We start from the raw sequence: 25,470 nt of genomic DNA on the forward strand, positions 1-25,470 counted from the left end.
GGCCCCATCGACCCCGTCGGCCCCGTCGGCCCCGTCGACCTGCGGACGCCGGAGGAACCGGGCGGTCAGCCCGGGGTCATCGGGGCGGCGTCGCCCCTCAGGACGCGGCGGGCCAGCGTCACGTAGAAGTCCGTCCCGGTCCGCAGGACGGCGTCGTTGAAGTCGTACTGCCTGCTGTGCAGCGGGTCGCCGCCCCGGCCGGGTTCGGTGCCGTTGCCGAGGAAGGCGAAGCAGGCCGGCACGGCCTCGGCGAAGACGCCGAAGTCCTCGCTGGGCATGACGGGCGCGCAGTCCGGGTCTACGCGTTCCTCGCCGGCGACCGCGACGGCCGCCCCGACCGCCTCGGCGACGCAGGCGGGATCGTTGACGGTGGTGGCGAACTCGCGGGTGTAGGTGACGGCGCACGTCGCGCCGTGGGCCGCGCCGATGCCTTCGCAGAGCCGGCGGATCCGGTCCTCGATGAGCTCGCCGACGGCGGGGTCGAAGCTGCGCGTGTCGCCCGTGATGACGACCTCGCCGGGGATGGCGTTGCGCACGCCGTCCGTGCTGAAGTCGGTGCAGGAGACGACGGCGGGCAGCGCGGGGTCGACGTTGCGGGCGACGACGGTCTGCAGGGCCAGGACGATCTCGGCGCCCACGACGATGGGGTCGACGACCATGTGCGGACGGGCGGCGTGGCCGCCGCGTCCCCGGATACGGATCTCGAAGTTGTCCTCCCCGGCCATGATGGCCCCGGCGCGGGTCAGGAGGTGGCCCGCGGGGACGCCGGGCAGGTTGTGCAGGCCGTACATGGCCTGGACGGGGAAGCGTACGAGCAGGTCGTCGTCGAGCATGGCCCGCGCGCCGCGGCCGGGCTCCTCCGCGGGCTGGAAGACGAACCGTACGGTCCCGTCGAAGCCGCCCTCGGCGGCGAGGACGGCGGCGGCGCCGAGGAGCATCGCCATGTGCCCGTCGTGGCCGCAGGCGTGCATGAAACCGGGGTTGCGGGAGGCGTGGGCGCGGGTGCCCGGCTCGTCGAGCGGCAGGCAGTCCATGTCGGCCCGCAGCCCGATGGCGCGGTCGCCGCCACCCCTGGTCAGGGAGGCCACGACCCCGGTGCCGCCGACGCCCCGGACGACGTCGAGGCCCGCCGCCTCCAGCGTCCCGGCGACGTAGGCGCTCGTCGCGTGCTCCGCGAAGGCCGGTTCGGGGCACTGGTGCAGGTCGTGCCGCCAGGCGCGCAGGCGGGTGTCGAGGTCGGTCACGCGCGGTCCTTCCGGGCCGGTGGGCGGAGGACGGGGCCGCGGAGTCGCGCCGTGCCTCCACCACGACGGGACCGCCACCATGATGGCCGCCTCCGGACGCCCGATCAAGGTCGAGGCGCGGACGGGGAGGCCCACAGGTAGTGGTCGAGCCAGTCCAGGACCTTGGAGACGAGGCTGATCCGGTTGGACCGGTTGCGGATGTCGTGGCCCTCGTCCTCGAAGATCAGCAGGTCGCTCGGCACCCCGCGGGCGCGGGCCGCCTCGAACGCCTGCCGGGCCTCGTGGACCGGCACGTTGGTGTCCTGCGCCCCGTGCACGACCAGGAGGGGGGCGGTCAGCCGGTCGAAGGCGCGCAGCGGGGACAGGGCGCGCAGCAGGTCCCGGTCGGTCTCCGGGTGCCCGTACTCCGACACCGCCGCGGCGGCGATCCACGGTTCCGTACGGGCGTAGAAGGTCTCGAAGTCGGCGATGCCGCTCATGTCCACACCCGCGCGGAAGAGCCGGGGATGGGTGACGAGGGCGGCCAGGGTCAGGTAGCCGCCGTACGACCAGCCCATGCAGGCCAGCCTGGACGGGTCGGCCGCGCCCGTCCGCACCAGCGCCGCGGCGCAGTCGGCGACGTCCTCGACGGCGCGGAAGCGCAGCGCCAGGTCGTCGGCCTGGCGGAAGGCCCGCCCGTACCCGCCCGAACCGCGTACGTTGGGCGCCAGCACGCCGATCCCGGCCGCCAGGAGGTTCTGGTAGAGCGGGTTGAAGGTGGGACGTTCCTGGTCCTCCGGCCCTCCGTGCAGCGACACGACGAACGGCGCGGGCCCCTGCGCGTGCACGGGACGGTAGAGCCAGGCGGCCAGCTCCAGCCCGTCGCGGGCCGGGAAGCGCAGCAGCTCGGCGCCGGTCGCCTCGTGAAGCCGGCCGGCCCCGGCGGCGTACCGGTACGTCCCGGCGGACAGGTCGCACAGCAGCACGTGCGAGGGCTCCTCGGGGCTCTCGGCGGCGAGCACCGCCGTGCCGCCGTCCCAGGCGACGCGGACCGAGGTGACCACGTCGGCGGGCGGCGGCGGGAGCGGCCGGACGTGCGCGGCGGGCAGCTCGACGACGTCCAGCGCCGAGCGGCCGTGCTCGTTCCACACCAGGACGGCGCGGCGGCCGTCGGCGCTGAGCGCGAATTGGTCCAGCTCGGCGTCCGGCCGCTCGGCCAGCACGACGGGGTAGGCGTTGCGCCGCACCGCCAGCAGCGCGGCCCGGTCGCGGCCGGCGTCCGACACCAGGTAGGCGATCTCGCCGTCGGGCGACAGGGCCCCCTGGTCGGTCGAGCCGCGCAGGCCGGGCAGCAGGTCGCGCTCGCCGCCCGGCGGATGGCCGGGCAGGGCGTCGGCGGCGTGCATCCGGCGCAGGCCGCGCGGCCCGCGCCGCAGCAGCATGCGCGCGTGGTCGCGGCTGACGGCGGCCGGCCACAGCAGCTCGCCCACGGCGATGACCTGGCGCGCGCCGGTGGCGGCGTCGGCCAGCTCGGCCCGGGTCAGGCCGGTGGCGGACGTCTCGGCCAGCAGGACCGACTCGCCCCGGCCGGTCCATCGGACGAGCGCGGCGGACCCGTGCGGGAGGGCGAGCGGCCGCAGCTCGCCGCCGTGCGGCCGCACGGTCCACACCTGCGTGTGCTCGCCGCCGCCGGGGGCCAGCAGGACGGCCAGCCGCTCGCCCGTCGGCCCCCAGCTCACGTCCACGACCGGCTGGGGGCCGGTGTCGATCTCCCAGGCGTCCAGCCCCTTGCCGAGCGGCTGGACCCACAGCCGGGGTGTGCCGTCCCGGTCGCTGACGAAGGCCACGGCGCTGTTGTCCGGCGCCAGGGTCGGCCGTCGGCAGCTCCAGGCGTCCAGTGCGGCGGGTGACGGCAGGTGCGACAGGCCGCCGAGGATGTCCGGCATCACACGTGGTGGGCCTGGAGCCACAGTTCGAGCAGGCCGAGCTGCCAGAGCGTGCTGACGCCCGTCGTCGCCCTGTCGGCCTCGGGGTCGGCCAGCAGCCGCCGGACGAACTCCGGCCGGAACAGGCCGCGCGAGCGGGCGGCCTGACTGGTGAGCGCCTCCCGGACGAGCTCCAGGAGGTCCCCTTCGACGTGCCGGACGGCGGGCACCGGGAAGTAGCCCTTGGGCCGGTCGATGATCTGCGCGGGCAGCAGCCGGCGGGCGGCGTCCTTGAGCACGCCCTTGCCGCCGTGGGCCAGCTTGAGCCCGTCGGGGCAGGCGGCGGCCAGCTCGACCAGCTCGTGGTCGAGGAACGGCGTGCGGGCCTCCAGTCCGTGGGCCATGGTCATGTTGTCGACCCGTTTGACCGGATCGTCGATGAGCATGGCCGTGGTCTCCAGGCGGAGGACGGCGTCGAGCGCGGTGTCGGCGCCCGGACGCGCCACGTGGTCCCTGATGAAGTCGCCGCTGACGTCCTGCTCCACCAGGTAGCCGGGCGTCAGGACGCCGGACAGCTCGTGGTGCGGACGGTCGGCGAACTCCCGGTGGTAGACGTCGGCCGCCTGCTCGCGCGGCACGTCCGCCAGCGGCGGGAACCAGCTGTAGCCCGCGAACACCTCGTCGGCGCCCTGGCCCGACTGGACGACCTTCACGTGCCGGGCGACCTCCTCCGACAGCAGGTAGAAGGCGACGCAGTCGTGGCTGGCCATCGGCTCGCTCATGGCGCCCACCGCCCGTTCCAGCCCCGCCGGCAGGCGGGCGTCGGGGATCCTGATGCGGTGATGGTCGGTGCCGAACCGGTCGGCCACCAGGTCGGAGTAGGCGAACTCGTCGCCCTGCTCGCCGCCGGCCGGCTCGAAGCCGATGCTGAAGGTGGTCAGGCCGCTCTGCCCCTCCTCGGCCAGCAGCGCCACGATGAGGCTGGAGTCCAGGCCACCGGAGAGCAGCACGCCCACCGGCACGTCGGCGACCATCCGCCGGCGCACCGCCGTGCGCAGGGCCTCCAGGGTGGCCCGCCGCCACTCCTCGTCGCTCAGCCCGGCCTGCTCGGGCAGGGCCGAGCGGGTGTAGGACGGGTTCCAGTAGCGGTGATCGGCGCTCGTGCCGTCCGCCTCGACGACCCGGACGGTGGCCGCCGGCAGCCTGCGCACCCCGGCGAGGATCGTGCGCTCGCCGGGCACGAGCGAGTGGAAGGTCATGTAGTGGTGCAGCGCCACCCGGTCGATCCCGGTGTCCGTGCCGCCGCCGGCGACCAGCGCGGGCAGGGTCGAGGCGAAGCGCAGGCGGCGGGCGTCGCGGGTCACGTACATGGGTTTGATCCCGAGCCGGTCGCGGCCGAGGACCAGCCGGCCGCTGTCGCGTTCGTGGACGGCGAAGGCGAACATGCCCTTGAACCGGTCGACGCAGGCGACCCCCCACCGGTGGTACGCCTTCAGCAGCACCTCGGTGTCGGAGGTGGAGTAGAACCGGTAGCCCGCGCCGCGCAGCTCCTCGCGCAGCTCACGGTAGTTGTACAGGCAGCCGTTGAACACCACCGCCAGGCCGAGCCCGGCGTCCACCATCGGCTGGGCGGCCTTCTCCGACAGGTCGATGATCTTGAGCCGCCGGTGGCCCATCGCGACGGGCCCCTGCGCCCACAGGCCGGAGCCGTCCGGCCCGCGATCGTGCATCGCGTCGGTCATCCGGCCCACCGCGCCGACGTCGGCCTCCTCGCCGTCGAACCTGAACTCGCCGCTCAACCCGCACATGCCTCAGCCCCCCGCCTCGCCGAACGTCCGTCATCAAGCCGCCGGCCGGCACGAAGGGAGGTCGTGGTCCCCCGTCGGCCGGTCCCACTCGCACACGCGGGTCTCGCTGAGCACCAGGTCGACCACGTCCACCAGGCTGCCCCGCCTCGCGAACGCCGACCGCTGCCGGGCCGCGGACGTGCCCGTCCCCAGGATCTGCCGGGTCAGCCCCGTCACCAGCTCCCAGTCCCCGGCCGCCTCCAGCTGCGGACGCAGGCCCGCCACCAGGCCCTCGACCACCTCCCCCGCCGGGCGCGGCACCCCGTGCACCGGATCGACCAGCTCACCCTCCAGCCCCCACCGGGCGGCCTGCCAGGTCGCCGCGCGCGCCGCCTCCAGCTGCACCTCCGGCCCGTGACCGCGGCGCGCGGCCGCCAGCTCCCTGGCCACCAGCGCCCGGAACAGCCCGGCGATCAGCACGACGTCCTCCACCCGGGGACACGCGTCGCAGATCCGCAGCTCCACGGTCGGCACGTGCTGCGAGGGCCGGACGTCGAAGTAGATCATCCCCGGATCGGTGATCACCCCTGACCGGATCAGTCCTCGCACCATCTCCTGGTAGTCGGCCGCCGAGTCGAACCTGCCCATGGGCCCCGCCGTCGGCCACCGCTGCCACACCAGCGTGCGATAGCTGGCGTAGCCGGTGTCGGCCCCGTCCCAGAACGGCGAGCTGGCGCTGAGCGCGAGCAGCGGCGGCAGCCAGGGCGTCAGCCGGTGCGCCACCACGACCGCCAGATCGGGGTCGGGCACCTCGGCGTGCACGTGCGTGCCGCAGATGAGCTGCTCACGGGTCAGCACCTGGAAGTCGCTGAGCATCTTCTCGTAACGCTGGTCAGGGGAGACCTTCACCTCGTCCGGGTCGGCGAGCTGCGGCGTGCCGACCGCCGCGATCCCCAGCCCCAGCTCGTCGGCGGTGCCGATCAGCCTGCGCCGCAGCCGGCACAGGTCGCGGGCCAGGTCGTCCAGGTCCAGGAAAGGCGCGCTGTTGGCCTCGACCATCGACCGCTGCAGCTCGTGCGTGAAGCTCTCCTCTGGCAGCGCGCTCAGCAGCACCCCCGCCCGCGCGGTCACCCGGCGTGTGTTCGCGTCGATGATGTGGAACTCCTCCTCCACACCGACCCGAATCGCTCCCCCGGACCCCTTCACGGTCACCACTCCCATCACTAGGCACTCGAAGCCACTCCCTTCTCCCCCGAAAACGGGCTTCGGCACCTGTTGTCCGCAACAAAGTGAAGGTCAGGCCGTGGATGGGCCGCCGGACGCGTCAGTGGGCGGGCCGGTGCGGGTCGGCGTGGATGTGCGTGCGCATCCCCTGCGGGTCGAACAGGATGAGCAGCTCCACCGGGCCGCCGTCGGCGCTGCCCAGCCAGTGGGGCATGGACGTGTCGAACTCGGCCGCCTCGCCGGCCGGCAGCGTCAGGTCGCGGTCGCCGAGGACGAGCCGCAGGCTGCCGGTGAGGACGTAGAGCCACTCGAAACCGTCGTGGGTCTGCGGGGTCGGTTCGAGCGGCTCGGCCCGCGGCGGAATGATCATCTTGAACGCGTGGATCCCGCCCGGCCGCCGGGACAGGGGCACGAACGTCATGCCGAACCGGGTGATCGGCTTGAGGTGGATCCGGGGGTCGCCGGTGCGCGGGGCGCCGACCAGGTCGTCCAGCGGGACGTCGTAGACGCGGGCCAGCGGGAGCAGCAGCTCCAGCGTCGCCCGGCGCTGCCCGCTCTCCAGCCGGGACAGCGTGCTCTCCGAGACCCCGGTCGTCGTCGCCAGGTCGGCGAGGGTGATGCCCCGATGACGGCGCAGCGCGCGAAGGCGCGGCCCGACCGCGCCCAGCACCTCGTCCATGTCGTCCTGCATGCAGGCATCTTGCCATAACCGCAAGTTTTCGTGCCAGATCGGCGGCCCCCTGGTCGGATGGAGCACACACCGACGGAAGGAGTCTCGATGAGCGAGTTCTGGGACGACGTGTACGCGGCACGTCCCGCCGCGACCGATCCGCGGCCGAACGCCCGCCTCACCGAACTGGTCGCGGGCCTGCCGCCCGGCGACGCGCTGGACCTGGGATGCGGGGAGGGCGGCGACGCCCTGTGGCTGGCCGGCCGGGGCTGGCGGGTCACCGCCGCCGACGTCTCGGCCGTGGCGGTCGATCGGCTGGCCGCCCTGGCGCGCGGGCACGGCCTGGACGACCGGCTCACCCCCGTACGTCATGACCTGGGCACTTCCTTCCCCTCCGGCGCGTTCGACCTGATCTGCGCCCACTACCTGCACACGCCGGACGACCTGGACCGCACCGCCGTCCTGCGCTCGGCCGCGCGCGCCCTGCGTCCCGGCGGGCGCCTGCTGGTCGTCGACCACGGCTCGACCGCGCCCTGGTCGTGGAACCAGGACCCCGGCGTACGCCACCCGAGCCCCCAGGAGGTCGCCGCCGGCCTCGCCCTGGACGCGGCGACCTGGACGACCGAGCGGGCCGACGCGCCCCGCCGCCTGGCCACCGGACCGGACGGGCGCACTGCCGAGGTGACCGACCACGTCCTGCTCGTCCGCCGGACCGGCTGACCCTCGTACAGAACCAGGACCCTCGTACAGAACCAGGAAGGGAGAGACCCGTGCGCCGTCGCGACACCCCGCCGCCCCGCACCGGGAGCAGCGAGACGGAGACCCTGCGCGGCTTCCTCGACTACCTGCGCGCCTCGATCGCCGCGAAGGTCGAGGGCGCCCCGGAACCGCGGGCGAGGACCGCCGCCGTGCCCTCGGGCACGAACCTGCTCGGCCTGCTGCACCACCTGACCCACGTCGAACGCGCCATCTTCCTCGGCGCGGAGGTCACCTCCTGGCCCGCGACGTTCCGGGCCGCGCCGGACGACAGTGCGGCCGACGTCGTCGCCCGCTACCGGGAGGCGGTCGAACAGGCGAACGCCGTGCTCGACACGTGCGCCGACCTCGGCGCGCCGCTCCCCCGCCCACGGCCGGGCCGTCCCGCGCCCAGCGTGCGGTGGGCGCTCGCCCACATGATCGAGGAGACCGGCCGCCACGCGGGGCACGCCGACATCCTCCGCGAACTGATCGACGGCACGACCGGCCGTTGACGCCGCCACTCTCAGGACAGGACCACATGATCACCGTATTGCGGCGGGCGCCGGGCCGCCCGGCCCGTTCCAGGGTGGCGGCCGTCGCGCTCGCCCTCCTGCTCTCGATCACCGCCGCCTGCTCGACGCCGACCGCCGCCGGCGCGCCTTCGTACGCCGCCGCCACCCAGGACGATCCGCGGTTCGGGAGCACGTTCCGGCACGGGTTCGCCGACGTCGACGGCGTGCGCATGCACTACGTGAAGGGCGGCGGCGGCTCGCCGGTGGTGCTGCTGCACGGCTGGCCCCAGACCTGGTACGGCTGGTGGCCGATCATGCCGGAGCTCGCCAGGCACCACACCGTCTACGCCGTGGACCTGCCGGGGCTGGGCGACAGCACCGGCGCGCCGACCGGCTACGACAAGGCCACCCTGGCCCGGTACGTGCACAAACTGATCGCCGACCGGCTCGGCGTCCGGGACGCCGCCGTCGTCGGCCACGACTTCGGCGCCGCGGTGGCGTTCCAGTACGCCGCGCAGTTCCCCGGCGACACCGCCCGCCTCGGCTACCTGGACCTGCCGCTGCCCGGCCCGGCCGTCGACGCGGCCACGTACCGGTCGCTGAGCTGGCACATCGCCTTCCACTCCCAGCGGCGGGTGCCCGAGGCGGTGGTGGGCGACGACGTCCGCGAGTACCTGGCGCTGTTCTACCCCCAGGTCTCCTACGGCGGGACGGCGTTCGGCGGCACCTCCGACAGGTCGCCGTTCACCGAGGCCGAGATCACCGAGTACGCCAGGACCTACAGCCGACCGGCGGCCCTGTCGGGCGGCTTCGAGCTCTACCGCGCTCTCGACCAGGACGTCCGCGACACGAAGGCGGCGGCGCCGGTGGGCGTCCCGGCCCTGCTCATGACCGCCCAAGGGCAGCTCGACGCGATCCGGGCCACGGTGTCCGCGCGGCTGACGAAGATCGTCCGCGCGGTGGACGTGCCGCGCGCCGGGCACTGGCTGGTCGAGGAGAACCCCCGCTTCGTCACCGCGGAGCTGGAACGCTTCCTCGACGGCTGAGCCGGCCGCCGGGCCTCACGAGCCGGGCGGCGGGTCCACGCGTTCCAGCCTGGTCCAGCCGGTCCAGCCGCGCCGCCGCAGCAGTTCGATCAGCCGGCGCGCGGGTGGGACGGCGTCGAACGCCAGGCCGTCCATCAGCTGGACGAACGACGGCTCGACGTCGAGGTCGTCCACGTAGCCCGCGCCCCGCTCCGCGGCCAGCCGGGTGAGGTAGGCGGCCAGTTCGTCGGCCATCCCGGCCAGCCGCGGGTCGTCGGCGGAGCGCGAGAGGGCCCGGCTCAGGATGCGGAAGAAGCCGGTGAAGTCCGGGTCGGCGAGCTGCTCCCGCTTGCGGGCCATCCATTCCGGCACGCGGCCGGGCGAGTGCGCGGCCAGCAGGATCCAGCCGTCGCGTTCGGCCCGGACGATCCGTTCGTCCACGCCGAGGGCCCGCAGCCGGTCGAGGTACCCGACCACCTCCGGCGGCAGCGCCAGGCTGTCCCCGGCGGCCAGCCGGGCGATCCGCTCCCGGTGACGCCGCCGCTGCCGGATCTCGGCGAGCAGCCGCCGGTCGATGTCGGCGAGCGCGGCGGCGAACTCCTCCTCCCCGGCCCCCAGCAGCTCCCGCACCCGCGCGAGCGGCACCCCGGCCTCGGCCAGGGTGCGGATCCTGATCAGCTCGACCACGGCGGCGGCGTCGTACCTGCGGTAGCCGGAGCGGTCCCGCTCCGGCTCGGGCAGCAGCCCCTTGGCGTGGTAGTGCCGCACCGCCCGCACGGTCACCCCCGCGTACGACGCCAGCTCCCCGATGGTCAGCACCGCACCAGCCTCCCAGAAGTGGTCAGGAGGCCGCCCGGCCGACGATCCGGGCGACCTGCGCGGCGTGCGTGAAGACCAGCCCGTGCCCGGCGTCGACCCAGGACGTGGCGATGTGCGGCCGCCGCCGGACCAGCCGTTCGACCCCGGCCCGCCAGTTCCGGTCGAACCGCGCCGCCCGCTCGTCGCCGCCGCCCGCCATCGAGGTCGACATGATCATGGTGATCGGCCGGTCGATGCTCTCGTACCGGGACAGGATGCCGGAGCGGACCGCGTCGATCTCGACGTTCAGGTCGAGGATCTGCTCGGCGGTGAGCAGCACCTGGCGCGGGGTGCCGTGCTCGGCCCGCTGCCGGGCGGCCAGCTCCGTCCACATCGCGCGGAACTCCGGCAGGGCGTCCTCGGTGAGGAACGGCTCGGGCACCGGGTTCGCCCCGTCGATCAGGACGAGCCCGGCGACGCTCCCGGGATGGGCGGCGGCGTGGTGCACGGCCAGGTCCGCCCCCAGCGAGTAGCCCACGAGCACGGGGGCCTGGTCGAGGCCGAGCCGTCCCACCCGCGCCATCACGGCGTCCAGGTCACCGAGGAACGACTCGAAGGAGTACCGGTCGGCGGCCGAGGTGAGGCCGTGGCCCCGCAGGTCGAAGGTCACCACCTCGTGGTCGCGCCGCAGCAGCTCGATCAGCTCGCGCAGGCCGTCCTGGGTGGAGTTCAGTCCGGGGCACAACACCAGCGGGCGTCCCCGTCCGCCGCGGGACAGCGGGATCGTGACGCCGTCGTGGTGGACCGTCAGGTCGCCGGACGGGGTGCGGTTCGTACGGGTTGTCGTGGTCATGCCGCCATGCTGGGACATTGACCCTGCGTCAGGGTCAAGCGGCCGCGCGACCGCGGCGTTGGCCGGGGAAGGTGGTCAACGCCGCGGGGCGTGCTCAGCTCGTCCGCAGGCCGTTTCTGACGAGCCAGGTCAGGCAGGCGTCGGCGACCTCGCGCCAGCCGTGGTCGATGGTCAGCGAGTGGCCGCGATCGGGGAACTCCTGGAAGTCGGTGATCGCGGTGGAGTCCCGGTACTGCTTGAGTGTCGCCTTGGTGACGGTCTCCGGGACGGTGTGGTCCCTGCCGCCGGCGATCAGAAGCAGCGGCCCCCGGACGTTGTTGCCGGTGTCGACCTTGGCGGGCGAGTGGGGGGAGAAGTTGGCGGCGGCGGCCTCGAACAGCGGCTTGCCCGGCGCGGGGATGGTCCAGCGTTCGTACAGCTCGGCGGCCTCCTGCGGCGGGACGGCGTTGCCGAACGCGTAGGTGAACTGGTCGAGGGTGAGGGAGACGGCCCGGTGCTTGTTGGCCGGGTTCCGGAACACCGGCAGCGTCGAGCGCAGCGCCGACAGCGGCAGCGGCAGCACGCCCTTGATCTGGGCGGCGTCGATCGCGATCGCGGCCCTGGCCAGGTCCTGCCCGAGCAGCTTCTCGGCAATCATGCCGCCGAAGGAGTGGCCGATGAGGATCGGCTTGACGTCCAGGGCGTTGATGATCTCCGTGTAGTGGGCGACGACGTCGTCGATGCCGTGGTCGGCGATGCTGTCGGGGTCCTTCCTGGACAGTTCGACGCTGTCGCCGTCGCCCGGCCAGCCGGGGGCCGTGGCGTCGTACCCGGCGGCCGTGAACAGCTCGATCCAGGAGGACCAGGAGGTGGCGTGCAGCCACAGGCCGTGGATGAAGATGACGGGGATGGTCGATGCGCTCATCGGTTGCTCCTCTGTGCCGGACGGGTGTGCCCGACCGCGTGGGGCGCGGTCGCGGCGGTGCGGATGTGGCCGGCCACGGCTGCCGGTCGTGACAGCGCGATCGCGTGCGACGCCTCGACCTCGACGGTGTCGGCCCCGGCGCGCCGGGCCATGAAACGTTGTGCGTCGGGGTGGATCGCCTGGTCGGCGGTGGCCACGACGTACCAGGACGGCAGGGTCTTCCAGCTCGCGTCCGGAGAGCTCTCCTCGAACGCCACGGCCGCGATCGGGCGTTGCGCGGCGGCCGCCACCGAGGTGAGGCGCTCGGGCAGGTCGGCGGCGAACACGACGGGGAACCGGTCCTCCCTGAGGTACAGCTCCACGGCCTCCGCCCGGTCGGGCGTGCGGAGGACGGCCGGCCGCAGCGCCGGGCCCAGCAGGCTGTCGGGGAAACGGCCCGTGACGTCCAGCACGCTCTCCCCCTCCTCCAGGGCGAAGGCGGCCACGTAGACCAGCCCGACGACGTTGTCCAGCTCGGCCGCGGCCACGGTGATGACCACACCGCCGTAGGAGTGCCCCACCAGCAGGACCGGACCGTCGATCGCGGCCACGACGCCGGCCAGGTAGGCGGCGTCGGTGGCCGCTCCGCGCAGCGGGTTGGCCACCGCGGTGACGGGGATGCCGGACTCCTGGAGCTCGGCGATCACGCCCGCCCAGCTCGACGCGTCCGTGAAGGCGCCGTGGACCAGGACGACGGTCGGCGTGCTGCCGTTCTTGAACGATGTGCCTGTGGTCATGGCCTCACCGTAGGAAGCCCTCCGCGGGCCCGGCGAGCGTCACATGACTGCGTCACCCAGCGCCACCCAGCGTCACTCGGCGTCAACCGCAGCGCGGCGGTGAGGTCAGAGGGACGCGCGCAGGGCCGAGTTCAGCGCCGACCGCGAGGTGACGCCCAGTTTGGGGAAGATCCGGTAGAGGTGGGAGCTGACGGTCCGGCGGGACAGATACAGCTTCTCGCCGATCTCCCGGTTCGTCAGACCGTCGGCCGCCATCTGGGCGATCTGGAGCTCCTGCGCGGTCAGGACGTCGCGCGGCTCACTGGTGCGGGTGCGGCTGCTCTCGCCGGAGGCCCGCAGCTCCTGACGTGCCCGCTCGCTCCAGGGGATCACCCCCAAGGCGTCGAACGTCTCGCGGGCCATGCGCAGGGGCGCCCGCGACTCGGCCGTCCGCCGCTGGCGCCGCAGCCACTCCCCGTACGCCAGCTGCACCCGGGCCCGGACGAAGGGCCATCGTCGCAGGTCGGCGGCGAGCGCGGCGTCGAAGTAGGGTTCCGCCGCCGCCTCGTCGGCCAGGACGGCCCGGGCGTAGCGCAGGTCGGCGTGCAAGGACGACGACGGCGTGGTGAGCGCGACCGCCTCCAGTTCCTCGACGATGCCCGCCACCGCGTGACCTTGACCGCTGTGCACCGCGGCGTCCGCGAGCTCGGCCAGGGAGAAGCAGCGCAGCGCCAGGTGGAAGGCCGGGTCGGCGGGGTCGTGCATCCGTCGCAGGTGGTCGAAGGCGTCGCCGTACCGTCCCTCGCCCAGCGCGGCCAGGCCGCGCGCGAGCTGCACCGTGGCCAGCACCGGACGGGCTCCGACGGGCAGCGCCACCTGCTCGGCCGCCACCGCGAGGCTCTCCACGCGATCCTGCTCGCCGCGCAGCGCGGCGAGCATCGCGCCCGACGCCTGGGCGATGGCGTGCATCAGCGGCTGGGACGTCTCGTACGCCAGGCGGGCCGCCTCCTCGGCGGCGGGGATGGCCACGCTCAGGTCGGCCAGCCGGGCCGCGCTCCACGCCTGCGCCCCGAGGTCCCGCGCCAGGAGGCTGAGCCGGCCCTGCGAGCGCAGGACGGGCAGCGACGCGGCGCAGAACTCCTCCGACAGGTCGAACGCCCCCACCATCAACGCCGAACTGCCGAGCAGCCGAGCAGCCGGGCCGCCGGCCGGGTGGGCGGCCAGGTGGCGAAGCCGCTCGATGACGACCTCGCCGCGCTCGACGGGGGCCGCGAACGCCAGGACCGTCAGCAACCGCCCGTCCAGTTCGTCGACGGGCATGCTCTCGGCCACGGTGACGACGCGTTGCCGCGACCGCTCGTCGGCATGGGCCCAGAAGCACCGCAAGGACGCGCTGGACAGGAGTTTCAGCGCGAGATCGACGTCTCCCTGGGCCGCCATGCTCTCGGCGAGGTCGGCCAGCGAATGGGCGGCCGCGCTGTCGTCACGGATGCCGTCCTCGAAGGTCTCGCGGATCCACGTGATGCGGGCCCGCTGCCGGGCCGACAGCCGCAGCAGCTCGCCTTCGCCGAGCAGGCGCGTGACGACGTCGCGGCGTCCCATCTCGGCCGCGTACTCGGCGGCCCGCACCAGGCGTTCGCACCGGTGGGCGGGGTCCTCGCTGAGCCTGACCGCGTGCTCCAGCGCCGCGACGGCCGACAGCAGGTCGCCCCGGCGCCGCACGCTCGCGGCCGCGGTCTCCAGCTCGGCGGCGATGCTCTCGTCCGGCCTGGGGGTGGAGGCCGCCCGGTGCCAGAGGCGACGGTCCGGCCGGTCGTGCAGGACCTCGGCCAGGGCGGCGTGCGCGGCGCGCCTCTGGGAGATGCTCGCGCCCTGGTAGATCGCCGAGCGCATGAGCGGGTGCCGGAACGACAGTCCGGCCTCGTGCACGTCCACCAGCCGTACAGCCACGGCGGGATTCAGGTCGTCGGCCGTGACCGGCGCGCCGGTGATCAGCGCGGTGGCGTCGAGGATCTCCGGGAGTGCGGGGCTGTCGTTGAGCGCGGCCACCAGCAGCATGGTCCGCAGGACCGGCGGCAGTCCCGACATGCGGGCGGTGAAGGTCTGTTCCAGCCGGGTGGTCAGCGGGAGCCAGCCCGGCGGCAGGGGGCCCTTCCCGTCCTGCGTCTCCGCGGCGATCGGCAGCTCGACCAGGGCCAGCGGGTTTCCCGCCGCCTCGCGCAGCAATCGGGTGCGCACGGTCGGCGTCAGGGCGGGGCTGTGGACGTCCAGCAGGGCGGTCGCGGCGGTGTCGTCGAGCCGGTCGAGGAGCAGTTCCGGCAGCCCTGCCCCGTCGAGGGAACTCGGGAAGCCGTCGCGGATCGCGGCCAGCAGCACGATGGGTTCGGAGTCCAGCCGGCGCGCGACGAACGCGAGCACGTCCGCGCTGGCGCGGTCCAGCCAGTGGGCGTCCTCGACGAGGAGCAGGACGGGCGAGCGCGCGGCGGCCTCGCCCAGGAGGTTCAGCGCCGCCAGGGCGATGAGGAACGGGTCCGGCACCCGGGCGTCCGTCAGCCCGAACGCCGCTCCCAGCGCGTCTCGCTGCGGGGCGGGCAGGTGCCCGATCTCGGTGCGCAGCGGAAGCAGCACCTGGTGGAGGCCGGCGAAGGGCATGTGCGTCTCCGACTCCACCCCCGCCGTCCGCAGGATCCGCATGCCCCGCGCGGCGGCGACCTTCGCGGTGTCCAGCAGCAGGGCGGACTTCCCGATCCCCGCCTCGCCTCGCACCAGCATCGCCCCGCCGCCCTGGCGGACGCCGTCCACGAACTCGCCGAGCCGCCGCTGTTCGCACTCTCGCCCGAAAAGTGCCCTTACTGGCTGATTTACTGGCATATACAGCCATGATCGCTTGCCCCAGGGCTCCCGTCCATCGAACCCGCCGTCACTGCGGCCGGCGGATCGCACCATCACGGTGACGGCGTCCGCCGGGGTGGCGTCCCAGCGGTCGGAGGTCGCGCCTTCTTCGGGAACGCGGGTCATGAGGGGTTCCGGCCTTTCACTGATGGGTTCAGTTCCTAAGCCGTCAGGCCGTGGCCTCGCGGATGAGGTCGGCGACGACGACGGGCTGGGAGACGTGCACGGCGTGGCCGCCGATGACCTCGACGACCTTCGCCCCGGCGCGCCCGGCCATCCAGCGCTGAGCCGGCGGCGGGATCATCCGGTCCTCGGTCGCGACGAGGTACCAGCTGGGCCTGTGCCGCCAGGCCGGTTCGCCGACCGGCCCGTCCAGGGCGTCCACGCCCCACGGGACCTGGGAGTCGGCCATGAAAGCGGCCACCTGGCCGGGCAGGTCGGCGGCGAAGGAGGCGGCGAACCTGTCACGGTCGAGGAAGAGCAGGCCCTCCCGCGGCGGGAGGAGGGGCGGCGCCGGAGCGCCCGGAGGCGACGCGGCGCTGAGGGCGCCGACCGATTCCCCCTCGTCGGCGACGAACGCGGCGACGTAGACCAGCGACGTGACGTTGGGGTGGGCGCCGGCCTCGCCGATGACGACCCCGCCGTAGGAGTGGCCGGCCAGGACGGCCGGGCCGTCGAGGGAGTCCAGGACCCGGCGGGTCAGCGCGGCGTCGTCCGCCGGCGACAGCGCCGGATGCTGCACGACGTGGACACGGAAGCCGTCCCTGGTCAGCTCGTCATAGACGCCCTGCCAGCCGGATCCGCCCACGAAACCGCCGTGCACGAGCACGACGTTCCTGATGGCGGTCATGGTCGCTCCTGAGCCGGACGGACAGGCCCGGCGCCTGTCCTGGTGCCCTCCATCCAAGTCGCGCGCTCGTCGTCCGGCCACGCAGAACAGGACGCAGAAGTAGCGCGGAACGGTCAGGATGCGGCGATCGCCAGATCACGGCAGCGGCTGCTCGCCTCGGCATCGCCGATGGCCTGGTACACCTCGGCCGCCCGCGCATAGGCCTGGTGGCTCTCGCCGGTCCGGTCCTCCTCGGCCAGCAGGGCCGCCAGCGTCTCCAGAGTGCGGGCCTGCGGGAAGGCCAACCGGCCCTGCTCCATGAGGCTGATCGCCTCGGTGAGCTTGCTGATCGCCTCAGCCCGATGGCCGAGCAGTGCCAGACATTCGCCGACACGGGCCAGCACGATCGGCCGGAGGAGCGCCGCGACGCTCGGAGTCGTCCCCGAGCGGTCGTCGTTCAGCAGGTCCAGCAAGCCGAGGTACTGCTCCAGTGCCTCGGCGTAGTGTCCGGCATCGCGAAGGCAGGTGCCGAGGCCGCCGAGAGAGTGGCAGTACCGATCGATGTCGCCGTTGGCCTGGTAGATCTCCGCCGCCCGGGTTTCCGACGCGATGGCCTCGTCGAGCCGCCCGAGCCGTCGGAGCGCGCCCCCCGCATGGTGGTGGGCCAGGGCGACCTGGATCGTGGCACCACTGCGGGTGGCCAGGTCCGTCGCCTGGGCCGTGTACCGCAGCGTGGTCTCCGGATCGTCTCGCGGCAGCAGATGGACCCAGGCCAGCATGTTCAGCTGCGTGGCCTGCCGGGCCTGATCGCCCAGGGCGGCGGCGGCCTCGGCGCCGAGGGTGAAGACCTCGTGCCAGTGCGGCGCGTGCATCCACCGGTCGGAGAACCAGTCCATCGCCTCGGCGCAGTCGAGGACGGCGGCGAACCGGCCGATGCCGGCCCCGTGACGTAACGCGCCCAGCCAGTTGTCCGCATTCACGCGCAGCCAATGGTCGGCCTCCTCCAAGGAGGACAGCTCAGCGGCATCGGGGTCGGCTCGGCCGGGATCGCCGTACCCGGGATCGAACCACCGCCCGGCGATCGTGGCCGTCCGCAGCAGCCACGACATCATCGCCGCGGTGAACGCGTCGCGCTCGGCCGTGGATTCCTCCTGCTGGAGCCGGTCGCGGGCGAACAGCCGGACCAGGTCGTGGAAGCGGTAGCGTCCCGACGCGTTGTCCTGCAGCAGACCGAGGTCGACGAGTTCGTCGAGGGCGTCCCATGCCTCCTCGATCGACGTGCCGCCCACCACGGCGGCCAGAGCGGCGTCGAAGTCGCGGCCCGGCACCAGGGCGAGCCGGCGGAAGAGCCGTCGCGTCGCGTTGGCCAGCTGCTCGTAGGACAGCCCGAACGCGGTGGCGATCTTGAGATCGCCGGCGCTGAGCTGGTCCAGGCGGCGCTCCTCGTTCGTCAGCCGGGCGGCTAGGTCGGCGGCGTTCCAGCCGGGCCGGCTGACCAGCCGATTTCCGGCGATCCGCAGCGCGAGGGGCAGACCGCCGCACAGCTGCGCGAGCCGCCCGACGGCCGATCCGTCGTCGGCGGCGCCGCGGTCCTTGAGTATCCCGGTCAGCAGCTCGGTGGCCTCCTGCGGGGGCAGGGGCCCGAGGGCGAGCCTGCGCACCCCTTCCAGACCGGCCAGCAGGCGGCGGCTGGTCACCAGGGCCCTCCCCGCGCCGCCGCCCGGCAGCAGCGGCCGGACCTGCTCCTCGGAGGCGGCGTTGTCGAGCACGATCAGCACGCGCCGGTCGCGCAGCAGGGACCGGTACATGGACGCCCGCCCGGTGACGTCGGCCGGGATCTGCTGGTCGGCGACGCCGAGGGCGCGAAGCAGCAGGCCCAGGGCCTCCTCGACGGGCAGGGGCTGCGGGGACATGCCGAACAGGTCGAGGAAGAACACCCCGTCGGGGAAGTCGGGCCGCAGGGTGTGGGCGGCGCGGATGGTCAAGGTGGTCTTGCCCAGCCCGGCGGAGCCGGTGATGAGCCCGACGCCCGCGGCGCCCGGCGCGTCCCCGGCGCGCAGGAGCTCGCTGGTCCAGGCCAGTCCCGCGACGCGGCCGGTGAAGTCGTCGACGGAGCGCGGCAGCTCGCACAGCCCGGTCGGGCGGGCCCAGTGATCGCGCAGGCGGCCCTCCCGCGCCAGCTCGACCAGGTGCCTGCGGTCGGCGTCGCCGAGGCCGAGGGCGTCGGCCAGGGCGGTGACGGTCCGGTGCTGGGGGCCCTTGCTGCGTCCGCGTTCCATGTCGGACAGCGTCCGGTCGCTGACCCCTGAGGCCGCGGCGAGTTGCTCCAGTGTCAGACGTGCCGCGTGCCGGTGGCGGCGCAGCACCTCCGCGAAGCCGGGTGTGGTGATCGAGTGCTCCTTCGCCGCGTCCGGTGGAGATCACCCAAAGCTTACGGCGAGCTCGGCGGCCACCTCGGGCCGCCTCCCGGTGCCGCGGCCACGTCGCGCTGGGTGACGCAGTCAGGTGACGCTCGCCCGGCGGCCGGGCCGGTTCCTACGGTTTGGCCATGACCACAGCACTGCCCAAGCCCCCGGCGAACCGCCTGCGACGCCCCGGCGTCGTCGTCCCGATCGCGGTGATCGGCCTGCTCGCCTCCCTCGCACCCGCCGCCTCCGCCCAGGCCGCGCGGGCGCCCGTCACGGCCGTCGTCTCCGGGACGCCGTCGGAGACCGGCCGGGAGCCGCGCCTCCCCGCGGGTTTCCAGGAGAAGAAGGTCCGCGTCGGCGACGTCGCGATCAACTACGTGCGCGGCGGACGCGGCCCGACACTGGTGCTGCTGCACGGCTACCCGCAGACCTGGTACACCTGGCGCGAGGTCCTGCCCGAACTCGCCGAGCACTACACGGTCATCGCGCCGGACCTGCGCGGCGCGGGCAGGAGCGACGCACCCGCCGGAGGCTATGACAAGAAGACCCTCGCCGCCGACGTGCACGGGCTGCTGACCGAGCTCGGCCTCAACCGGAAGATCAGGCTCGTCGGGCACGACATCGGCACGATGGTCGCCTACGCCTACGCCGCCGCCCACCCCCGCGACGTCACCAGGCTGGTCCTCAGCGAGGCGCCCATCCCCGACAAGAGCCTGTTCACCTTCCCGTCCCTGACCGCCAAGGGGCCGGGCTTCTGGAACTTCGGCTACTTCAGCCTCACCAACGGCCTGCCCGAGCGCATGGTGAAGGGCAGGGAGGAGCAGTGGGTGGAGAGCTTCGCCGACTCCCTCGAGGTGAAGAAGAACGGCGTCGGCGACGAACAGGTCCGCGAGTACGCCCGCTACCTGCGCGACGACGCCCACCTGCGGGCGAGTTTCGACTGGTTCCGCGCCCTCCCCGAGGACGTCGCCGACAACCGCGTGTACGGCGCGAAGAAGCTCACCATGCCCGTGCTCGCCATCGGCGCCCGCGGCAGCCTCGGCGACTTCGTCCCGGCCCAGGTCCGCCGGTACGCCAAGGACGTGACCGGGATCGTCGTCGAGAACTCCGGTCACTGGATCTTCGAGGAACAGCCCCGGCAGCTCACCCGCACCCTCCTGCGCTTCCTCGCCAAGAGCTGACCCGGCGCCCGGAACAGGAGCCCCCATGCACAGACCACGTCCGTCCCGCACCGGCGACCCGCGCGACCCCTTCTGGTTCCTCGGCGGCCGGGCCCGCGTCCTGGTGCCGGGCGCGGCGACCGGCGGCGCCCTCAGCGTGATGGAGTTCACCGACCCCGAGGGCCACGCGCCACCCCTGCACGTCCACGAGGCGGAGGACGAGATCTGGATCGTGCTCGACGGCGAGATCACCTTCTTCGTCGGGGACGACCGCCACGACCTGCACGCCGGTTCCGTCGCGCACGGCCCGCGCGGCGTCCCGCACAGTTACCTGGTCCGCTCACCGGACGCCCGCATGGTCGTCGCCTTCGGCCCCGCCGGCATCGAGGACTGGTTCGCCGCCAACGGCTCGCCCGGCTCCGGCATGAACGACGTGCCGGCCGCCTTCGACCTCGACGCCGTCGTCGCCTCGGCCATGGCGTACCGGCTGCGCGTGGCCGGTCCTCCCCCGGTGGCCTAGTTCCCGCCCCACCCGACGTTCCCGCCCCACCCGACGTTCCCGCCCCACCCGACGACTTCCCCGCTACCAAGGAGCTCCGCAATGTCCCCACACACCCGGCCGGGAATCCGGATCCTGCTGCCGCTGGCGCTGGCCGTCCTGGCCGTCCTGGTCACGGCCTTCTCATCGCCGGCCACCGCGGCGGCCCGGCGTACGGCCAAGCCCACCGTGGTGCTGGTCCACGGCGCGTTCGCGGACGCGTCGAGCTGGAACAAGGTGGTGGCCCGGCTCCAGGGGGCCGGCTACCCGGTGATCGCCCCCGCCAATCCCCTGCGCGACCTGGCGGGCGACTCGGCCTACCTGTCGAGCGTCGTCTCCTCCGTCGACGGGCCGGTCGTCCTGGTCGGCCACTCCTACGGCGGGGCGGTCATCTCCAACGCCGCCACCGGCCACCCCAACGTCAAGGCGCTGGTCTTCGTCGCCGCGTTCGCCCCCGAGCAGGCCGAGTCGGCGCTCGACCTGACCGGCCGGTTCCCCGGCAGCCGGTTGCCCACCAGCCTGGTCACCCGCCAGTACCCGCTGCCCGGCGGCGGCACCGGCACCGACGCCTACATCGACGGCGAGGCGTTCCGCGCCGCCTTCGCCGCCGACCTGCCCGCTCGCGACACCGCCCTGATGGCCGCCACCCAGCGCCCGGCCTCCCTGGCCGCGCTCGGCTCCCCGAGCGGGCCGCCCGCCTGGCAGGCCATCCCCTCCTGGTACCTGGTCGCCGGCGCCGACCAGGCCATCCCGCCCGCGGCCCAGCGGTTCATGGCCAAGCGCGCCGGCGCGCACACCAGCGAGGTCAAGGACGCCTCACACGTGATCATGATCTCCCGCCCCGACGCCACCGCCGCCGTCATCACCGCGGCGGCCCGCACCGTCCGCTGATCCCGCGCGAGATCCACCGGGCCGGAGCCGCGGCAGGCGCGGCCCCGGCCCGGACGCCCGTCCCGCGCACACCTTCCGAACGGAGACGATCCCCATGATCCACACCACCGCCCGCTCCAGCAGGCGAACCTTCCTCGGCCGGGCGACCGCCGCGTCGGCGCTGTCCCTGGCCGCCGGCCTGCTCGGCACCGGCGAAGCGGCGGCCTCCGGAACCCTGCCCGACTACGCACCCATCCCCGAGGCGTCGAAGGGCCCGGCGCTCAACGACAAGGGCTACTTCGTCGGCCAGATCAACGGCGACCTGTACTGGGTCACCGACTCCTCCTACCAGGCCATGTTCCTGACCACCCGGGAGGGCGTCGTCCTCGTCGACGCGCCGCCCACCATCGGGCACAACCTGCTGCGCGCCGTCGAGGAGGTGACCCGGGCCAACGGCCGCCCCCGGCAGGTGACCCACCTCGTCTACTCCCACTCGCACGCCGACCACATCGGAGCCGCCTCGATCTTCGGCAAGGACGTCGTCCGCATCGCCCACACCGAGACCGCGAGGTTCCTGCGCCGGGACGCGGACCCGAACCGGCCGGCGCCCACGGTCACCTTCGACGACCACCACGTGCTGCGGGTCGGCGGCGAGCGTCTCGAACTGGCCCACCACGGCCCCAACCACTCACCGGACAACATCTTCGTCCACGCCCCCGAGCAGGAGACCCTGATGGTGGTCGACGTGCTCTATCCCGGCTGGGTGCCGTTCAAGAACCTCGCCGTCTCCCAGGACGTCCCAGGCTGGCTGCGGGCCCACGACATCGCCATGAGATATCCGTGGCGCACGCTCGTCGGCGGCCATCTCGGCCGTCTCGGCACCCGCGCCGACGGGCACCTGCAACAGCGGTACCTGGCCGACCTGCGGACCAGCGTCCGGGACACGGTCGCCAGGCTCGACCCGGCGCCGTTCTTCGACAAGTACGGCCAGGCGGGCAACGCGTGGGCGATCTTCGCCGGCTACCTGGACGCGGTCGCCCGGCAGGCCGCCGCCCCGGTCGTCGCCGGCTACCTCGGCAGGCTGGCCGCCGCCGACGTGTTCACCGAGGACAACGCGTACGGCCTGCTGGAGTCCATGCGGATCGACACCGGCCTGCTCGGCCCCTTCGGCATCCACCCCTGACCGGCGGGCCCGGCGTCCGGTGGTTCAGGGCCGTCGGCGGCTGGCCCGCCATTCCGGGGCGAGCACCGACCAGAGCTCGGCATCGTGCCGTTCGCCCCGGTGCAGGTGGCTTTCGCGCAGTACGCCGTCCCTGGTCATCCCGAGCCGCCGGGCCACGGCGATGCTGGCCGTGTTCCCCGCCGCGGCCTGCCACTCCACGCGGTGGATGCCGCGTTCCTCGACGGCCCAGTCGATGATCACGCGGAGGGCCCGGGTCACCAGGCCCTTGCCCGCCGCCGACGGTTCCAGCCAGCAGCCCGCCTCGGCGGTGCCGTGCCGGACGTCCATCGTCCGGAACAGCACGCCGCCGGCCAGTTCGCCGTCGGCCCAGATGCCGTAGATGCGCCCGATGTCGGCCGCCGCCTTGTCCGCGTACTCCTGGAGCACCGCCCTGGCCGATTCCAGGTCGGTGACGAGGTCGGGCAGGGAGATGAACCGTCCGATGAACTCGCGTCCCCGGTCCACGTGGCTCAGGAACTCCTCGGCCCGCCAGGGCTCCAGCGGACGCAGCTCGGCGCCGTCGTCACCCAGGGAAATCGCGAACATCGCTGCCTTCCGTCCATGCTTCACCCGTTCTGCGAGATCTTCTCACGGGGGTGAGCCGAGTGGAGCGGCCTGGTCGACGGGATGCGGCAGCTCCTCGACACCCTTGGTGAGGTGCGGGAACGAGCAACGACCGAGAGATCGTCCTGGCGGCGCGACATCTCGCCGGTGTATCGAAAAACGCATACGCCACGGCAACAGGCTTCCGCCTTCACTGAAGGCGCGGATCACAGCACGTCGGTGCCGGCGTGTGCGGTGACCGTCCGCCGCACGGCGAGTCGCGGCGAAGACGATCACGAAGGGGAGAAGGCTTTGACCGATGACGGAATCTGGGACCGGAGGTCGCTGTTCCGGGGCGCCGCCGTGCTGGCCGGCGCCGCCGCGACCGCGCCGCTGCTGGAGAGCGCGGCCATGGCGGCGACCGGCGGCGGCGACGCGGACGCGCTGTTCAAGGCCGGGAAGTTCGAGCAGGCCGGCCGCGCGTACGAGGAGATCCTGAAGAGGGACCCCCAGAACCTGAGCGCGGCTCGCGGGCGTGGCCATGTCGGGCTGTTGTCGAACCGGTTCGCCGAAGCCGAGAAATACCTCAAGATGGCGGTCAGCCTGGCGCCCGGCGACAAGGAGGCCAACGAACTGCTGGGCGACTGCTACATCCGGCAGGACAAGTTCGCCCTCTCCGTCCCCTGCTGGAAGGCGGCCGGTGTGGACGACTACGCCAAGTGGTTCGCGGCGGTCAGCGGTGAGCCGTACCAGATCAAGGGCGACGTCGGCCGGGTCCGGTTCCAGCAGATGGACCCGAGGCCGCTGGTGGAGGCCTCGGTCAACGGCGGACCGGCGAAGAAGTTCACGTTCTACACCGGCGCCCCGAATCTGAGCCTGACCGCGTCGGTGGCCAAGGAGGCCGGGCTGACCCCCGTGGTCAGCCAGAAGACCGACTTCGAGGGCACCCCCATCTGGGTCTACTACGGGGTGCTGGAGTCCTTCAAACTGGGCGACCTCGAACTGCGCAACGTCCCCGTGGGCTGGTCGTCGACGGAGTCGGGCGGCGACGTCGGCACCGACGGCGACGGCATGATCGGCACGTGGGTCTTCTACCACCTGCTGACCACGTTCGACTACGCCGGCCGGCAGCTGATCCTGCGCCGCCGCACCCCCGAGACGGCCAGGAAGGCACGCGCCGCCGCGGCACGGGCGGGGACCTCGCCTCTGCCGCTGTGGCTGGCCCGCGACCACAACCTGCACAGCGTGGGCAGCATCGCCGATTCCGGACAGCGGGTGGTGGGGGTGAACCTGGGCGGGTTCGGCGAGATCGCCGCGGGCATGCCCGGGGACGTGGCCAAGCGCCTGGGGGTGCGCACCGACCAGGACCGCCCGATCGAGACGTTCGCCCACAGCCACCCGACCATCACCTATCCCTGCTACCCGAAGGAGATCCGTCTCGGTGACGCCGTCGCCCGGCACGTCTACTGCGAGGCCGACCCGAACATGCCGGTCAACGTGCCCTGGCCCTACGGGACGGGCTTCGACGGGCTGGCCCACTTCGCCCACTGCTTCTTCAAGCCCTACAACGTCACCCTCGACTTCACCGGCATGAACCTCTACCTCGTCCGCGGCAAGGCCACCTGATCATCGTGCGGACCGGTGGTCGCACGACGACGTGAAGGGGCCCCGGCCGGATGACCGGCCGGGGCCCGCTACCCCTGAGTCCGACGGTCAGACCGTGATGGTCCAGGAGTCCAGGAAACCGGTGTCACCGAAGTAGACGTCCCGGATGTCGAGCGTCCAGGTGCCGGCCGCCTGCTGGCTGACCGGGACCGTGAAGGTCCTGGTGCCGTACTGCGTGCAGGAGGTGCCGCCGTAGGCGTCGACCAGGTAGTAGGTGCCGCTCGGGCCGCGGAGCCGGATGTTCAGGTCCTCGGCGCAGGTGTGGCTGATCGTGATGGACAGCTTAACCGGGGACGCCGCGGTGCCCGTCGCGTTGGACGTGATCGAGCTCGTGGTCGTGGAGTAGTCCCTGATCTGGTAGTCGGTGTCGTTGGTGAACGTCCGGCCGCCGGGGTTGCCGGTGCCGACCGTGAGGTTGAAGGTCACGTTGTGCGTGGTCGAGCCGGTGCCGGTGCCCGTGACGGTGATCGGGTAGGTGCCCTGCGCCGTCGAGGCGCCGACCGACAGCGTCAGCGTCGAGGAGTTGCCAGAGGTCACCGACGACGGGTTGAAGCTGGCGGTGGTGCCGCTGGGCAGGCCGGAGGCGGTCAGGGTGACCGTCTGGGCGCTGCCCGAGGTGGTCTGGGTGCCGACCGTGGTCGTCGTCGTGGCGCCCGGCAGGGCGCTGCCCGAGGTCGGGTTCAGCGACAGCGAGAAGTCGGGGCCGGCGGTGCCGCAGGCCGGCTCGCCGGAGGCCGCCGTGACGCTCACCGCGCTCCAGGCCGCCTTGGTGCTGTTGCACTCGGCGCTGTTGGCGCCGTACAGCTCGATGGCCGCGGCCACCGAGGCCGCCCGGATGTTGGTGTAACGCCAGGAGGACGTCTTGCGGTTGAGGGCGCCCATGTAGATCTTGCCGGCCTTCTGGATGCTGACGCCGGTCACCGAGGAGG

General features: G+C 73.3%; 22 protein-coding genes. 8 read left to right on the forward strand and 14 right to left on the reverse strand.

The annotated features are described in order from the left end of the window. Positions 1–65: 65 nt before the first annotated feature. The 5 genes from ACWCSU_RS49550 to ACWCSU_RS49570 all read right to left on the reverse strand — a co-directional run bounded on the left by ACWCSU_RS49550 (position 66) and on the right by ACWCSU_RS49570 (position 6,850). Positions 66–1,244, reverse strand: a complete 1,179-nt coding sequence (locus ACWCSU_RS49550; RefSeq protein ID WP_449943905.1) for an amidohydrolase — start codon at positions 1,242–1,244, stop codon at positions 66–68. 104 nt (positions 1,245–1,348) lie between these two features. After that, positions 1,349–3,169 (reverse strand): S9 family peptidase, encoded by a 1,821-nt coding sequence (locus ACWCSU_RS49555; protein ID WP_449943908.1) that lies wholly within the window; start codon positions 3,167–3,169, stop codon positions 1,349–1,351. Beyond that, a complete protein-coding gene (locus ACWCSU_RS49560; protein ID WP_449943910.1) occupies positions 3,169–4,956 on the reverse strand; it encodes an N-acetylglutaminylglutamine amidotransferase in 1,788 nt (595 codons plus the stop codon). Before ACWCSU_RS49560 ends, ACWCSU_RS49555 begins: the two co-directional genes overlap by 1 nt. A gap of 33 nt (positions 4,957–4,989) precedes the next feature. Further along, positions 4,990–6,108, reverse strand: a complete 1,119-nt coding sequence (locus ACWCSU_RS49565) for a carboxylate-amine ligase (RefSeq protein WP_449943913.1) — start codon at positions 6,106–6,108, stop codon at positions 4,990–4,992. Between the two features lie 151 nt (positions 6,109–6,259). Next, positions 6,260–6,850 (reverse strand): helix-turn-helix domain-containing protein, encoded by a 591-nt coding sequence (locus tag ACWCSU_RS49570; RefSeq protein ID WP_357708583.1) that lies wholly within the window; start codon positions 6,848–6,850, stop codon positions 6,260–6,262. 87 nt (positions 6,851–6,937) lie between these two features. On the opposite strand from ACWCSU_RS49570, the gene ACWCSU_RS49575 reads away from it, so the two are divergent. From ACWCSU_RS49575 to ACWCSU_RS49585, 3 genes are read left to right on the forward strand one after another with little or no spacing between them, the layout of a single operon-like run. Next, positions 6,938–7,549: an SAM-dependent methyltransferase gene (locus ACWCSU_RS49575; RefSeq protein ID WP_449943916.1), complete on the forward strand. Its 612-nt coding sequence runs from the start codon at positions 6,938–6,940 to the stop codon at positions 7,547–7,549. Positions 7,550–7,599: 50 nt separating this feature from the next. Next, complete coding sequence (locus tag ACWCSU_RS49580; RefSeq protein ID WP_449943919.1) at positions 7,600–8,079, forward strand: DinB family protein; 480 nt, start codon at positions 7,600–7,602, stop codon at positions 8,077–8,079. 26 nt (positions 8,080–8,105) lie between these two features. Then, on the forward strand, positions 8,106–9,125 hold the full coding sequence (locus ACWCSU_RS49585; protein ID WP_449943921.1) for an alpha/beta fold hydrolase: 1,020 nt from the start codon (positions 8,106–8,108) through the stop codon (positions 9,123–9,125). 15 nt (positions 9,126–9,140) lie between these two features. Here ACWCSU_RS49585 and ACWCSU_RS49590 read toward each other — a convergent pair whose 3' ends face one another. The 7 genes from ACWCSU_RS49590 to ACWCSU_RS49620 form a co-directional block, all read right to left on the reverse strand. After that, the gene (locus ACWCSU_RS49590; protein WP_357708591.1) at positions 9,141–9,923 is read right to left on the reverse strand and encodes a MerR family transcriptional regulator; all 783 of its coding nucleotides are present in this window, start codon (positions 9,921–9,923) and stop codon (positions 9,141–9,143) included. A 22-nt stretch (positions 9,924–9,945) separates the two neighbouring features. Next, entirely contained in the window at positions 9,946–10,755 is an 810-nt protein-coding gene (locus ACWCSU_RS49595) for an alpha/beta fold hydrolase (RefSeq protein ID WP_449943925.1), read from the reverse strand. 94 nt (positions 10,756–10,849) lie between these two features. After that, positions 10,850–11,659, reverse strand: coding sequence for an alpha/beta hydrolase (locus ACWCSU_RS49600; RefSeq protein WP_449943928.1), 810 nt, complete (start codon positions 11,657–11,659; stop codon positions 10,850–10,852). After that, on the reverse strand, positions 11,656–12,435 hold the full coding sequence (locus ACWCSU_RS49605) for an alpha/beta fold hydrolase (RefSeq protein ID WP_357708597.1): 780 nt from the start codon (positions 12,433–12,435) through the stop codon (positions 11,656–11,658). The genes ACWCSU_RS49600 and ACWCSU_RS49605 overlap by 4 nt, the downstream gene beginning before the upstream one ends. 105 nt (positions 12,436–12,540) lie before the next feature. Continuing rightward, positions 12,541–15,432, reverse strand: a complete 2,892-nt coding sequence (locus ACWCSU_RS49610; protein ID WP_449943931.1) for an ATP-binding protein — start codon at positions 15,430–15,432, stop codon at positions 12,541–12,543. Positions 15,433–15,475: 43 nt separating this feature from the next. Continuing rightward, positions 15,476–16,156, reverse strand: coding sequence for an alpha/beta fold hydrolase (locus ACWCSU_RS49615; protein WP_449943934.1), 681 nt, complete (start codon positions 16,154–16,156; stop codon positions 15,476–15,478). Between the two features lie 113 nt (positions 16,157–16,269). Next, entirely contained in the window at positions 16,270–18,501 is a 2,232-nt protein-coding gene (locus ACWCSU_RS49620) for an ATP-binding protein (RefSeq protein WP_449943937.1), read from the reverse strand. 182 nt (positions 18,502–18,683) lie between these two features. On the opposite strand from ACWCSU_RS49620, the gene ACWCSU_RS49625 reads away from it, so the two are divergent. The 4 genes from ACWCSU_RS49625 (at position 18,684) to ACWCSU_RS49640 (ending at position 22,294) form a co-directional block, all read left to right on the forward strand. Beyond that, positions 18,684–19,724 carry an alpha/beta fold hydrolase gene (locus ACWCSU_RS49625; RefSeq protein ID WP_357708606.1) on the forward strand — a complete coding sequence of 347 codons (1,041 nt, stop codon included), beginning with the start codon at positions 18,684–18,686 and terminating at the stop codon, positions 19,722–19,724. Positions 19,725–19,749: 25 nt separating this feature from the next. After that, on the forward strand, positions 19,750–20,223 hold the full coding sequence (locus ACWCSU_RS49630; RefSeq protein ID WP_449943940.1) for a cupin domain-containing protein: 474 nt from the start codon (positions 19,750–19,752) through the stop codon (positions 20,221–20,223). A gap of 81 nt (positions 20,224–20,304) precedes the next feature. Beyond that, positions 20,305–21,132 (forward strand): alpha/beta fold hydrolase, encoded by an 828-nt coding sequence (locus ACWCSU_RS49635; RefSeq protein ID WP_449943943.1) that lies wholly within the window; start codon positions 20,305–20,307, stop codon positions 21,130–21,132. Positions 21,133–21,226: 94 nt separating this feature from the next. Then, the gene (locus tag ACWCSU_RS49640) at positions 21,227–22,294 is read left to right on the forward strand and encodes an MBL fold metallo-hydrolase (RefSeq protein ID WP_449943946.1); all 1,068 of its coding nucleotides are present in this window, start codon (positions 21,227–21,229) and stop codon (positions 22,292–22,294) included. 24 nt (positions 22,295–22,318) lie between these two features. On the opposite strand, the gene ACWCSU_RS49645 is transcribed toward ACWCSU_RS49640, so the two are convergent. Beyond that, positions 22,319–22,879, reverse strand: coding sequence for a GNAT family N-acetyltransferase (locus ACWCSU_RS49645; protein WP_357708615.1), 561 nt, complete (start codon positions 22,877–22,879; stop codon positions 22,319–22,321). A gap of 309 nt (positions 22,880–23,188) precedes the next feature. On the opposite strand from ACWCSU_RS49645, the gene ACWCSU_RS49650 reads away from it, so the two are divergent. Beyond that, positions 23,189–24,502: a tetratricopeptide repeat protein gene (locus ACWCSU_RS49650; protein WP_449943949.1), complete on the forward strand. Its 1,314-nt coding sequence runs from the start codon at positions 23,189–23,191 to the stop codon at positions 24,500–24,502. 87 nt (positions 24,503–24,589) lie between these two features. Here ACWCSU_RS49650 and ACWCSU_RS49655 read toward each other — a convergent pair. After that, positions 24,590–25,470 (reverse strand): proprotein convertase P-domain-containing protein (locus tag ACWCSU_RS49655; RefSeq protein WP_449943951.1); only part of this gene is annotated, 881 nt, incomplete at its 5' end.

The sequence above is a fragment of the Nonomuraea sp. NPDC001699 genome, assembly GCF_053596455.1.

Excerpts from the sequence above, each read along its gene's own strand:
- ACWCSU_RS49555 (WP_449943908.1), bottom strand. The coding sequence starts at position 3,169 with ATGCCGGACATCCTCGGCGGCCTGTCGCACCTGCCGTCACCCGCCGCA.
- ACWCSU_RS49560 (WP_449943910.1), bottom strand. The coding sequence starts at position 4,956 with ATGTGCGGGTTGAGCGGCGAGTTCAGGTTCGACGGCGAGGAGGCCGAC.
- ACWCSU_RS49570 (WP_357708583.1), bottom strand. The coding sequence starts at position 6,850 with ATGCAGGACGACATGGACGAGGTGCTGGGCGCGGTCGGGCCGCGCCTT.
- ACWCSU_RS49575 (WP_449943916.1), top strand. The coding sequence starts at position 6,938 with ATGAGCGAGTTCTGGGACGACGTGTACGCGGCACGTCCCGCCGCGACC.
- ACWCSU_RS49585 (WP_449943921.1), top strand. The coding sequence starts at position 8,106 with ATGATCACCGTATTGCGGCGGGCGCCGGGCCGCCCGGCCCGTTCCAGG.
- ACWCSU_RS49595 (WP_449943925.1), bottom strand. The coding sequence starts at position 10,755 with ATGACCACGACAACCCGTACGAACCGCACCCCGTCCGGCGACCTGACG.
- ACWCSU_RS49600 (WP_449943928.1), bottom strand. The coding sequence starts at position 11,659 with ATGAGCGCATCGACCATCCCCGTCATCTTCATCCACGGCCTGTGGCTG.
- ACWCSU_RS49605 (WP_357708597.1), bottom strand. The coding sequence starts at position 12,435 with ATGACCACAGGCACATCGTTCAAGAACGGCAGCACGCCGACCGTCGTC.
- ACWCSU_RS49610 (WP_449943931.1), bottom strand. The coding sequence starts at position 15,432 with ATGACCCGCGTTCCCGAAGAAGGCGCGACCTCCGACCGCTGGGACGCC.
- ACWCSU_RS49615 (WP_449943934.1), bottom strand. The coding sequence starts at position 16,156 with ATGACCGCCATCAGGAACGTCGTGCTCGTGCACGGCGGTTTCGTGGGC.
- ACWCSU_RS49625 (WP_357708606.1), top strand. The coding sequence starts at position 18,684 with ATGACCACAGCACTGCCCAAGCCCCCGGCGAACCGCCTGCGACGCCCC.
- ACWCSU_RS49630 (WP_449943940.1), top strand. The coding sequence starts at position 19,750 with ATGCACAGACCACGTCCGTCCCGCACCGGCGACCCGCGCGACCCCTTC.
- ACWCSU_RS49635 (WP_449943943.1), top strand. The coding sequence starts at position 20,305 with ATGTCCCCACACACCCGGCCGGGAATCCGGATCCTGCTGCCGCTGGCG.
- ACWCSU_RS49640 (WP_449943946.1), top strand. The coding sequence starts at position 21,227 with ATGATCCACACCACCGCCCGCTCCAGCAGGCGAACCTTCCTCGGCCGG.
- ACWCSU_RS49645 (WP_357708615.1), bottom strand. The coding sequence starts at position 22,879 with ATGTTCGCGATTTCCCTGGGTGACGACGGCGCCGAGCTGCGTCCGCTG.